Consider the following 10,673-nt stretch of genomic DNA (forward strand, 5'->3'; position numbering starts at 1 on the left):
CCGTTTCATCACTCGATCGAGTGAAGTGATGTGGCGGTGCTTGCCAGTTCGTCGTCCGGCACCAGGGCTGCCATGAACCGGGTGGTACGGCGGATCCGGAAGCCCAGGGACTCATAGAGGCGGATGGCGGAGGCGTTGCGCGCACCCGTGTGCAGGAAGGGCCGCTCGCCACGGTCCCGGATGTTCGCCGCGACCGCCAGGATCAGCCGGGTGCCCAGGCCCTGGCCGCGGAAGGCGTCGTCGGTGCAGACCGCGCTGATCTCCGTCCAGCCCGGCGGGTGCAGCCGCTCGCCCGCCATCGCCACCAGGGCGCCGTTCCTGCGCACGCCCAGATAGGTGCCGAGCTCGATGGTGCGCGGCAGGAACGGGCCCGGCCGGGTCCGCTCCACCAGCTCCAGCATCTCGGGCACGTCGGCGGCGGTCAGCGTGACCGCCTCGTCGAACGGGCGGGCGACGACCCCGTCGTCCACCAACTGCACGCCGTCCGTGGTGAACGTCAGCTCCCAGCCCGCAGGCGGCAGATGGGTCGTCCCGAGCAGCGGCACCTCGCCGCCGGGGCCGGTCAGCGCGGCGACGTCGGCCCAGTCCTCGGGCCCCGGGTCGTCCGGGAGCGCCAGCCAGGGCGTCACCTCGGGCGGATAGCGCAGCACCCGCCCCAGGCGCTCGGCGAAGTGGGCGTGCGGCCCGGTCAGGGAGGAACGGGCGGGGTTGTCCAGGGGATGCGGTGCGCTCACGCCGCCACCTCGATCACGACCTTGCCGCGCACATGGCCGTCCTCGACCGCGCGCAGCGCCTCGGGCGCCCGCTCCAGCGGAAACGTCGCCGTGACGAAGGGACGCAGCGCCCCGCTCGTCACCAGCCGCGCCACCTCGTCGAGCACCGCGGACGTACGGGCCCGCCGGACCGGCGAGCCGCCGAGCCGGGTGCGGTGGGTGGGCGGGGTGGGCGACGGGGAGTTCGGGGCCGTCGGCCAGCATCTGAAGGGGCTCGGCTCGACCCTGGAGGCGCGCAAGTCCTGGTTCTGCACGGCCGGGACGGTCATCTGTCTCGGTGCCGGGATCACCGCGAGTGACGGCGTACGGGTCGAGACCGTCGTCGACAATCGCAACCTGGGGGAGGGCGGGAGCAGCGGTTTCGCCCTGGACGCGGCCGCCCGGCCCCGCTGGGCGCATCTGGACGGGCACGGCGGCTGGGTCTTCCCCGGCGGCACCACCGCCCTGCACACCCTGCGCGAGGCCAGGACCGGGGCGTGGAGCGACATCAACACCACCAGTTCCGCCGAGCGGCGCACCCGTACCTATCAGACGCTGTGGCTGGACCACGGGGTCGACCCGGTGGGCGCCTCCTACAGCTATCAGCTGATGCCGGGCGCCTCGCGGCAGACGGTGGCGGCCCGCGCCGCCGATACCGGCTGGCTGAAGGTGGCGGCCAACACGGCCGCCTGCCAGGCCATGGCCGTGCCCGCGCTGGACCTGGTGTGCGCCAACTTCTGGCAGGCTGGGAGCGCGGGTCCGCTGTCGGTCTCGGCTCCGGCGAGCGTTCTCGTGCGGAGCGAAGGGGTGACGGGCACGCTCCGGGTCAGCGAGCCGCCGCGCACCGGGCAGCCCTTCGAGGTCACCTGGAACCGTCCGGTCAGACGGGTGACCAGTGCCGATTCCACGGTCGAGGTCCTCGCTGCCGGCAAGGCGCTGCGGCTGCGGATCACACCCGGCACAGCGGGCGCGAGCCACCGTTGTGACGTGGCTCTCATCTGATCGCCTTGTTGGACCCCTACAACGCGGGACCTGTCTGAGCTGGCACTTCGCCTGCATCGCGGGATTGTTCTGTTCAGGGCTACCAGGAAAACGGTCCGGAGACTGTACAGAGTCGACGGCGGGAAATTCTTGGTCGGCTTCGTAGGGTCGATGCATGACCGTTGTGGACGAAACCCCGGGTGAGCCGAGTGACGCGCGTGGCCGCGTGGCCGAGCTGCTGGCCCTGCGCGAGCAGGCCCGGCGCGGGCCGAGCGAGCGCGCGACCGAGGCGCAGCACGCCAAGGGCAAGCTGACCGCGCGCGAGCGGATCGACCTGCTCCTCGACCCGGACTCGTTCAAGGAGGTCGAGCAGCTGCGGCGGCACCGGGCGACCGGTTTCGGCCTGGAGGCCAAGAAGCCGTACACGGACGGTGTCATCACCGGCTGGGGCACGGTCGAGGGCCGTACGGTCTTCGTCTACGCGCACGACTTCCGGATCTTCGGCGGCGCGCTGGGCGAGGCCCACGCCTCCAAGATCCACAAGATCATGGACATGGCCATCGCGGCCGGTGCGCCCCTGGTGTCCCTGAACGACGGCGCCGGCGCCCGTATCCAGGAGGGCGTCTCGGCGCTCGCCGGTTACGGCGGCATCTTCCAGCGCAACACGCGGGCCTCGGGCGTCATCCCGCAGATCTCCGTGATGCTCGGCCCGTGCGCGGGCGGCGCGGCCTACAGCCCGGCGCTCACCGACTTCGTCTTCATGGTCCGTGAGACCTCGCAGATGTTCATCACCGGCCCGGACGTCGTCCGCGCGGTGACGGGCGAGGAGATCTCGCAGAATGGCCTGGGCGGCGCGGACGTGCACGCCGAGACCTCCGGTGTGGCGCACTTCGCGTACGACGACGAGGAGAGCTGCCTCCAGGAGGTGCGCTACCTCCTGTCGATGCTGCCGTCCAACAACCGCGAGAACCCGCCGTCGCACCCCAGCGAGGACCCGGCGAACCGGCGCGGCGACGTGCTGCTCGACCTGGTGCCCGCCGACGGCAACCGCCCGTACGACATGCACAAGGTGATCGAGGAGCTCGTCGACGACGGCGACTACCTGGAGATCCACGAGCGCTGGGCCCGCAACATCATCTGTGCGCTGGCCCGGCTCGACGGCCAGGTCGTGGGCATCGTGGCCAACCAGCCGCAGTCGCTCGCGGGCGTCCTGGACATCGAGGCCTCGGAGAAGGCCGCCCGTTTCGTCCAGATGTGCGATGCTTTCAATATTCCGATCGTCACCCTTCTGGACGTGCCCGGCTTCCTGCCCGGTGTCGATCAGGAGCACGGTGGAATCATCCGGCACGGCGCCAAGCTGCTGTACGCCTACTGCAACGCGACCGTGCCCCGGATCTCGCTGATCCTGCGCAAGGCCTACGGCGGGGCGTACATCGTCATGGACTCCCAGTCCATCGGCGCCGACCTCACCTACGCCTGGCCGACCAACGAGATCGCGGTGATGGGCGCCGAAGGTGCCGCCAACGTCATCTTCCGCAAGCAGATCGCGGAGGCCGAGGACCCCGAGGCGATGCGCGTGCGCATGGTCAAGGAGTACAAGGCCGAGCTGATGCACCCGTACTACGCGGCCGAGCGGGGCCTGGTCGACGACGTCATCGACCCCGCCGAGACCCGCGAGGTGCTGATCGCCTCCCTCGCGATGCTGCGCACCAAGCACGCCGACCTGCCGTCCCGCAAGCACGGCAACCCGCCTCAGTAACGAGGAGCCCGAGTGAACACCCCGACTTCTTCCCCCTCCGTCCTCCGCGTGGAGAAGGGCGAGGCCGCGCCGGAGGAGCTGGCGGCCATCACGGCCGTCCTGCTCGCCCGTGCCGCCGCCCAGTCCGCCCCGGCGCCGTCCCGCGGCCGCGACACGGCCGGCTGGCGCCGCCTGGAGCGCACCCCGGGCTTCCGGGCCCCGCACTCCTGGCAGGGCTAGGCCCGCGAGAGCCTGCGAGAAGGCCCCGCCGCTCCTCTGTGGAGCGGCGGGGCCTTCGTCGTGTGTACGGGGGTTTTCGCGCGACCACGAACGCCGGGGCCCTGGGCGGGCCCCGGCGTTCGGGAGGTGCGGTGTGCGTACGGCTACCGCAGGCGCGCCATCAGGGCGTGCTCGACCAGGGTGATCAGACCGCTCTTGGCGTCCGCGCGGTGGCGGGCGTCGGTGGTGATGATCGGGGTGTCCGGGCCGATCTGCAGGGCCTCGCGGACCTCGTCGGGGGTGTATGGCTGGTGGCCGTCGAAGCCGTTCAGGGCGATGACGAACGGGAGGCCGCTGTTCTCGAAGTAGTCGACCGCCGGGAAGCAGTCGGCGAGACGGCGGGTGTCCACCAGCACGACGGCGCCGATCGCGCCGCGCACCAGGTCGTCCCACATGAACCAGAAGCGGTCCTGGCCCGGCGTACCGAAGAGGTACAGGATCAGGTCCTGGTCGAGCGTGATGCGGCCGAAGTCCATCGCGACCGTGGTGGTCGTCTTGTCGCCCGTGTGCGTGAGGTCGTCGATGCCCGCGGAAGCGGACGTCATGACGGCCTCGGTACGCAGGGGGTTGATCTCCGAGACCGCGCCGACGAACGTGGTCTTGCCCACGCCGAAGCCGCCCGCCACCACGATCTTCGCGGAAGTAGTGGAGCGGGCAGCACCGCCGCTAGAGCTTGCGAAGTCCACTGAGCACCCTTTCGAGCAGTGTCACATCTGGCTGGCCGCCGGCGGACTCGTCGCCGCCGGGCTGGTGGATGGCGACAAGTCCGGCCTCCGCCAGGTCGGCGACGAGGATCCGGGCAACGCCGAGGGGAATGGAGAGGAGTGCCGAGATCTCGGCGACCGACTTGATCTCACGGCACAGATGGCAGATCCGCTGGTGCTCGGGCAACTGCCCTTGCAGCCGGGCGGGTTCCGCCGTGGTGTGCACCAGCGCCTCGATGGCGAGCTGGTAGCGCGGCCGGGTGCGGCCGCCGGTCATGGCGTACGGACGCACAAGGGGGTTGTGCGTACCGCCCGCCGGGGAAGGCTGGGGGGTCTGCCGCGGCTGCACCGGCTCGATGCGGGGCTGCGGCGGCTGGTCGTACGGGCCCGGCTGACGGTGGGGCTGCTGGTACGGGTGCTGGCCCTGGCCGCTTCTGCTGGGGGCGGAGGGAAAGTTGAACCGGTTCTGCCCGTGCTCACCCGGAGACTGCTGGCCACCGCTGTATGGGTGTCCGCCTGGGGGTGTTGTCACGTTTCCTCCTCCGACTGCCGGTCGCCCGTTCCTGTGGGACCGCGCCACCGCACCCTATGGCGCGGTGGCGAGAAACGCACTGCCTGTCTGGTAGTTGAGAACGGGAAGTTCACAACTAATTAAGGAGACTGCCCTGGAGTTCCGCGCGCAGGTCCGGGGTGAGAACGGTGCCCGCGCGGTCGACAAGGAGAGCCATCTCATAGCCCACGAGACCGATGTCGGCCTCGGGGTGGGCGAGTACGGCCAACGAGGAGCCGTCGGAGACGGCCATGAGGAAGAGGAAGCCTCGCTCCATCTCCACGACCGTCTGGTTGACGGCACCGCCCTCGAAGATCCGGGAGGCACCCGCGGTCAGGGACGTCAGTCCGGAGGCAACAGCCGCCAGCTGATCGGCCCGGTCCCGGGGGAAGCCTTCGGACATCGCCAGCAGGAGTCCGTCGGCGGAGACCACCACCGTGTGGGACACCCCGGGGGTGTTGTCCACGAAGTTGGTGATCAACCAGTTCAGATTCTGCGCCGCCTGGCTCATCGGGCTCACACTAACGCTCCTGGTTGTAGGTGTTACTTGTGTCCGACCCCGCGCTGCGGCCCTGCTGGACGCCCCGGCGCAGGTTGCTCAACCTGCCGCGGACGTCCTCGGGGGCGCGGGAGACCTGTGGGCCGCCCTGCGGGGTCTGCTCCGCCGCACCCTCGACCAGATTGGCCTTGGGCACCCGCCGGGGAAGCCCGGAGGGGGTGACCCCGCCGGCCTTCGGCTCACGCAGCTTCTCGGCCCGCGTCCAGCGCTCGTCATTGGTCGAACGCCAGTCGCCGGTGGGCTCGTCGGTGCCGGACGCGGCGCCGTTCGCGGCTCCGGAACCGGTGCCGTTCACGGTTCCGCTTGCGGAGCCGTTCGCGGTCGCGGGGCCGGTGTCGTTGCCGGGCCGCTGCGGTGCGGACTTCTGCTGCGGCTCCTGGGCGGCGGGCTGCCAGTTCTGCTGGCCGCTGCCGCGCCTCGGCAGACCGGCGCCGGTCATCTCGTGGGCGGCGGCCGGGGTGGGGCCCGACCGGTCGAAGCCTACGCGCTCGCGGCCGCCCGCGGGAACGTCCGGAGCGGATTCCGCTTCCTTGTTCGCCTGCGGGTAGTCGGACGCGTAGGAGTCCTGGTACGAGGCGTTCTGCTGCCACTCGCCCTGGTGGGGCGCGTCGCCGTAACCGCCGTCGTACTGCGGACCGTCGGCCGCGGGCGCCTGGTAGGCGGCCTCCGCGTAGCCCTGGTCCGGGTAGCCGTTCTGCTGCTGTCCGTAGGACTCCTGCGCGTACGCGTCGGGGTAGTCCTGCGTGTACTGCTGCTGCCCGTCGAACTGGTTGTCGTACGAGGCCTGCCGGCCGTTGTACGACTCCTCGTAGGACTGCTGGGTGCCGTACTGCTCGTCGTACGCGGCGCCCTGCTGCACACCGTCGACCTCGTCGCGGTAGAGCGGGCGGTCGCCGCCCTGCGCCTGGGCCTCCAGGGCCGCGCGGCGCTCCTCGCGCATCAGCGAGCGGTTGACCGGGTCGAGCTGCAGGGCCTCGCCCTGCTCGCCCGTCTCGTAGCGGGAGTCGTCGAAGCCGAGCTCGGCGGCGGTGCGCATGGCCGGGACGGCCGGGGCCTCGAAGCTCTGCTGCTCCGGGATGATCTGCGAGACCGTGAAGTCGTCGCCGGGCAGCGGCTCGCCACCGCCACCGTGGGTGATCGCGTCCGGGAGCATGACCAGCGAGGTGGTGCCCGCCTGCTCGCCGGAGGGGCGCAGCTGGACGCGGATGCCGTGCCGGTCGGACAGCCGGCCGACCACGAACAGGCCCATGCGCTGCGAGACGGCGGCGTCCACGGTCGGCGGGTTCGCCAGCTTGTGGTTGATGTCCGCGAAGTCCTCGGCGGTGAGGCCGATGCCCTTGTCGTGGATCTCGATCATCACGCGGCCGTCGGGGAGACGGGTGGCGGTGACGCGGACCTTGGTCTGCGGCGAGGAGAACGTCGTGGCGTTCTCCAGGAGCTCGGCGAGCAGGTGCACGAGGTCGGTCACGGCCTGGCCGTGGATCTCGCTCTCCGGCACACCGGTCAGCTCGATGCGCTCGTACGACTCCACCTCGGAGGAGGCGGCGCGCAGCACGTCGACCAGCGGGACCGGCTGGTTCCAGCGGCGGCCCGGCTCCTCGCCGGCGAGGACCAGGAGGTTCTCGCCATTGCGGCGCATACGGGTCGCGAGGTGGTCCAGCTTGAAGAGGCTCTCCAGCTGGTCCGGGTCGGCCTCGTTGTTCTCCAGGTCGGTGATGAGGGTCAGCTGGCCCTCGATCAGCGACTGGTTGCGGCGCGACAGGTTGGTGAAGATCGCGTTGACGTTCCCTCGCAGGAGCGCCTGCTCGGCGGCGAGCCGGACGGCCTCGCGGTGGACCTGGTCGAAGGCGCGGGCGACCTCGCCGATCTCGTCCGTGGAGGTGATCGGGATGGGCTCGACCCGGGTGTCGACCCGGCCGGGCTCGGTGCGCGAGAGCTGGTCGACGAGCATCGGCAGTCGGGTTTCGGCCACCTCGAAGGCGGCCGAGCGCAGCCGGCGCATCGAGCGGCTCATCTGGCGGGCCACCATGCCGGCCAGGATGAAGGCCGCGAGCAGCGAGACCACGACGATCGCGCCGTTGAGGTACGCGGAGGTCTTGGCGTCGTCGGCGATCTGGCCGGCCTCGTTCACCGCCTTGGTGACGAGGTCCTGCTCGATCTCGGTGTATCCGTCGAACTTGGCGGTGGAGGCGGCCATCCAGGCGTCGGGGGTGATGCCCTGGGCCTTGAGCTGCCTGGCGCTCTGGCCCTCGCCGATCGCGGCGGCCATGCTGTTGAACGGCGAGCCGTCGCGGGCCGGGGCGGCACCGATGCGCGGGCCGTCGTCGGCCTGCTGCCGCACCGCGGGAAGGTCCTTGGCGGCCTGGGCGGCCTTGGCCTCCATGACCTGCTTCAGATGGAGGCTGTCCGCGTCCGTACCACCGGCGTCGAACTCGCCGAGGGCGATGAACTCCAGGTAGTTGTACGAGTTGAACGCCTTGACCTGCATCTGGAAGGTCTTGGGGTCCTCGCTCGGCCGGATGATGAGGTGCAGACCAATGGAACGCTGCAGCGACTCGGCGGCCTTGGCGAGGTCGACCGCGTACACCATGCGGCCGTAGCTGGTGATGTTGCCGGTGCCCAGACCGAGCTCGTTGGAGAACGTGCTCAGGTAGTGGGGGATCGCGGTGTAGCCCTCTTCGGTCAGCACCGGGTTCTTCGCCTCGACGCCCTTGGCGTAGGCGGTCTTGCGCAGCGCGTCGAGGCTCTTCTCGGCCTCGCGGACCTTGGCCAGACGGCGCTGGAGGCTGGGCGTGTCCGGCATGCCCTTGACCTCGTCGTCGAACTTGGCGCGAGCCGCGTCCGAGGTGGCGATGGCCTTGGCGATGGCGTCGTCGTCGCGCTTGTTCTGCAGGAGGGGCTGAGCGGTGTGGTCACGCTCGTTGAGCAGGGCCTGGCCGTACTCCGAGGCGGCGCGCACGATCTGCGCCGTCTTCTCGGCGTCGCGGGCGTCGCGCCAGGTGGATATGGACCCCTTGACCTCGAAGCCGCCCATGACGAGGCCGACGAGGACGGGGATGAGGAGGATGGCGTTCAGACGGGTGGCCACCCGCCAGTTGCGCGGCGAGAACTTGCTCTGACTCCCGGTGTCGGGGCCGGCGGTCTGACCCGCGCCCTTGCCCGCTCCCTTGCCCCCGGAGGGGATTGGCCGCTCGTCCGGCGTCGCCGCATTGCGCTGCGGCGGGGTGAAGTTGCCCCGCGCCTGCTGCGTCGCGGAGCTCGTCGTGCTTCGCCTCACTCGACCAACAACCTCTCGGCGCCGGCACCTCTCGCGGTGTGCCTTTAAATGTTCTGAGCCGTACTACTCGGGAGTTCGTCGAATTCCAGCACGCCAGGGGGGTCGGTTCCAAACAGCTGGAATCCCTGGTTCCGAGTGGCACACGCCTCAGATAAAACGGGCATAAAGAGCGAGCCCCGCCAAAAGACGGGGCCAATGTGAGCGCAGTGACACCATGTGAACGCGGCGGGTGTCCGTGACGGGGGAATTCTCTGTCGAAACGTTATGAACACAGGGGCGGATCGTGTCAAAGGACACAGTCCGCCCCTGTTCGTCTACGACAACTGCCGTATACGACTTCCTACTTGAGTCGTGCCATCAGTGCGTGCTCCACGAGCGTGATCAGCGCACTCTTCGCATCGCCGCGATGGCGGGCGTCGGTGGTGATGATCGGGGCGTCCGGACCGATCTGGAGAGCCTCGCGGACCTCGTCCGGGGTGTACGGCTGGTGGCCGTCGAAGCCGTTCAGGGCGATGACGAACGGGAGGCCGCTGTTCTCGAAGTAGTCGACCGCCGGGAAGCAGTCGGCGAGACGGCGGGTGTCCACCAGCACGACGGCGCCGATCGCGCCGCGCACCAGGTCGTCCCACATGAACCAGAAGCGGTCCTGGCCCGGCGTACCGAAGAGGTACAGGATCAGGTCCTGGTCCAGGGTGATGCGGCCGAAGTCCATGGCCACCGTGGTGGTGGTCTTGTCCCCGGTGTGGGTGAGGTCGTCGATGCCCGCGGAAGCGGACGTCATCACGGCCTCGGTGCGCAGCGGATTGATCTCCGAGACGGCGCCGACGAACGTGGTCTTGCCCACGCCGAAGCCGCCCGCCACCACGATCTTCGCGGAGGTGGTAGAGCGTGCCGCTCCGCCGCTAGAGCTTGCGAAGTCCACTGAGCACCCTTTCGAGCAGCGTCACATCCGGCGTGCCGCCGGCCTCTCCATTGCCCGGCTGGTGGATGGCCACCATGCCGGCCTCCGCCAGGTCGGCGACAAGAATCCGGGCCACACCGAGCGGCATCTGCAGCAGCGCCGAGACCTCCGCCACCGACTTGACCTCGCGGCACAGGTGGCAGATCCGCTGGTGCTCCGGGAGCAGCGTGGCCAGGTGCGCCGGGTCCGCGGTCGTGCTGACCAGGGCCTCGATGGCGAGCTGGTAGCGCGGCCGGGTCCGGCCGCCCGTCATGGCGTACGGGCGGACCAGCGGCTGGTCGCCTTCACTGTCGTAGTGCGCGTCGTGCAGAGCGCCGTACGAATCGTGTGAGGCGGGTGGCGGGGTCATTGATCCTCCGGGCGGGACAGCAGGGACAGCGAGTGTCTTCGAGCCGTCTGATGTGGCCGGTGGGGGGCGGGGTGCGGCCGGACGGTGGTTTCTGACTGAGTGGGGGGCCTCAGTGGAGCAGGCTTCCCTGGAGTTCCGCGCGCAGGTCCGGGGTGAGGACGGAGCCCGCGCGGTCGACCAGGAGGGCCATCTCGTAACCGACCAGGCCGATGTCGCACTCGGGGTGGGCGAGCACGGCCAGCGAGGAACCGTCGGAGACGGACATCAGGAAGAGGAAGCCGCGCTCCATCTCCACCACGGTCTGGGCGACGGTGCCGCCCTCGAAGATCCGGGACGCACCCGCGGTCAGCGAGGTGAGGCCGGACGCTACGGCCGCGAGCTGGTCGGCCCGGTCCCGCGGAAATCCTTCGGACATGGCTAGCAGCAGGCCGTCGGCGGAGACCACCACCGTGTGGGACACCCCGGGGGTGTTGTCCACGAAGTTGGTGATCAACCAGTTCAGATTCTGCGCCGCCTGGCTCAT

The 10,673-nt window shown here is 70.1% G+C and carries 11 protein-coding genes and 1 pseudogene; 3 read left to right on the top strand and 9 right to left on the bottom strand.

Annotation, left to right across the window (positions count from 1 at the left end):
- Window positions 1–8: 8 nt before the first annotated feature.
- Window positions 9–734, bottom strand: a complete 726-nt coding sequence (locus A8W25_RS23450) for a GNAT family N-acetyltransferase (RefSeq protein ID WP_067164649.1) — start codon at window positions 732–734, stop codon at window positions 9–11.
- On the bottom strand, window positions 731–856 hold the full coding sequence (locus A8W25_RS35090; RefSeq protein ID WP_420708515.1) for a zinc-binding dehydrogenase: 126 nt from the start codon (window positions 854–856) through the stop codon (window positions 731–733). The genes A8W25_RS23450 and A8W25_RS35090 overlap by 4 nt, the downstream gene beginning before the upstream one ends.
- Before the next feature lie 25 nt (window positions 857–881).
- Here A8W25_RS35090 and A8W25_RS23455 point away from each other — a divergent pair.
- The 3 genes and pseudogenes from A8W25_RS23455 to A8W25_RS23465 all read left to right on the top strand — a co-directional run.
- A pseudogene (locus tag A8W25_RS23455) lies at window positions 882–1,754 on the top strand (polysaccharide lyase family 8 super-sandwich domain-containing protein); the annotation flags it as partial.
- Window positions 1,755–1,908: 154 nt separating this feature from the next.
- Window positions 1,909–3,492 carry an acyl-CoA carboxylase subunit beta gene (locus A8W25_RS23460; RefSeq protein WP_067164652.1) on the top strand — a complete coding sequence of 528 codons (1,584 nt, stop codon included), beginning with the start codon at window positions 1,909–1,911 and terminating at the stop codon, window positions 3,490–3,492.
- A gap of 12 nt (window positions 3,493–3,504) precedes the next feature.
- Window positions 3,505–3,711: an acyl-CoA carboxylase subunit epsilon gene (locus A8W25_RS23465; RefSeq protein ID WP_067164654.1), complete on the top strand. Its 207-nt coding sequence runs from the start codon at window positions 3,505–3,507 to the stop codon at window positions 3,709–3,711.
- A 143-nt stretch (window positions 3,712–3,854) separates the two neighbouring features.
- Here A8W25_RS23465 and A8W25_RS23470 read toward each other — a convergent pair whose 3' ends face one another.
- The 7 genes from A8W25_RS23470 to A8W25_RS23500 all read right to left on the bottom strand — a co-directional run bounded on the left by A8W25_RS23470 (window position 3,855) and on the right by A8W25_RS23500 (window position 10,673).
- Window positions 3,855–4,436, bottom strand: a complete 582-nt coding sequence (locus A8W25_RS23470) for a GTP-binding protein (protein WP_031229389.1) — start codon at window positions 4,434–4,436, stop codon at window positions 3,855–3,857.
- Entirely contained in the window at window positions 4,417–4,986 is a 570-nt protein-coding gene (locus A8W25_RS23475) for a DUF742 domain-containing protein (protein WP_067164656.1), read from the bottom strand. The genes A8W25_RS23470 and A8W25_RS23475 overlap by 20 nt, the downstream gene beginning before the upstream one ends.
- A gap of 115 nt (window positions 4,987–5,101) precedes the next feature.
- The gene (locus A8W25_RS23480) at window positions 5,102–5,515 is read right to left on the bottom strand and encodes a roadblock/LC7 domain-containing protein (protein ID WP_067167091.1); all 414 of its coding nucleotides are present in this window, start codon (window positions 5,513–5,515) and stop codon (window positions 5,102–5,104) included.
- Window positions 5,516–5,525: 10 nt separating this feature from the next.
- Window positions 5,526–8,840, bottom strand: coding sequence for a nitrate- and nitrite sensing domain-containing protein (locus tag A8W25_RS23485; RefSeq protein WP_067164658.1), 3,315 nt, complete (start codon window positions 8,838–8,840; stop codon window positions 5,526–5,528).
- Window positions 8,841–9,180: 340 nt separating this feature from the next.
- On the bottom strand, window positions 9,181–9,762 hold the full coding sequence (locus A8W25_RS23490; RefSeq protein WP_067164660.1) for a GTP-binding protein: 582 nt from the start codon (window positions 9,760–9,762) through the stop codon (window positions 9,181–9,183).
- Entirely contained in the window at window positions 9,743–10,150 is a 408-nt protein-coding gene (locus A8W25_RS23495) for a DUF742 domain-containing protein (RefSeq protein ID WP_067164662.1), read from the bottom strand. The genes A8W25_RS23490 and A8W25_RS23495 overlap by 20 nt, the downstream gene beginning before the upstream one ends.
- A 109-nt stretch (window positions 10,151–10,259) precedes the next feature.
- Complete coding sequence (locus A8W25_RS23500; protein WP_067164664.1) at window positions 10,260–10,673, bottom strand: roadblock/LC7 domain-containing protein; 414 nt, start codon at window positions 10,671–10,673, stop codon at window positions 10,260–10,262.

It is taken from the genome of Streptomyces sp. ERV7 (genome assembly GCF_001653515.1).
In the GTDB taxonomy this organism is placed as follows: Bacteria; Actinomycetota; Actinomycetes; order Streptomycetales; family Streptomycetaceae; genus Streptomyces.

What these genes read in the sequence shown, in the direction of transcription:
- A8W25_RS23460 (WP_067164652.1), top strand. Translation starts at nt 1,909, where the DNA reads ATGACCGTTGTGGACGAAACCCCGGGTGAGCCGAGTGACGCGCGTGGC.
- A8W25_RS23480 (WP_067167091.1), bottom strand. Translation starts at nt 5,515, where the DNA reads ATGAGCCAGGCGGCGCAGAATCTGAACTGGTTGATCACCAACTTCGTG.
- A8W25_RS23495 (WP_067164662.1), bottom strand. Translation starts at nt 10,150, where the DNA reads ATGACCCCGCCACCCGCCTCACACGATTCGTACGGCGCTCTGCACGAC.
- A8W25_RS23500 (WP_067164664.1), bottom strand. Translation starts at nt 10,673, where the DNA reads ATGAGCCAGGCGGCGCAGAATCTGAACTGGTTGATCACCAACTTCGTG.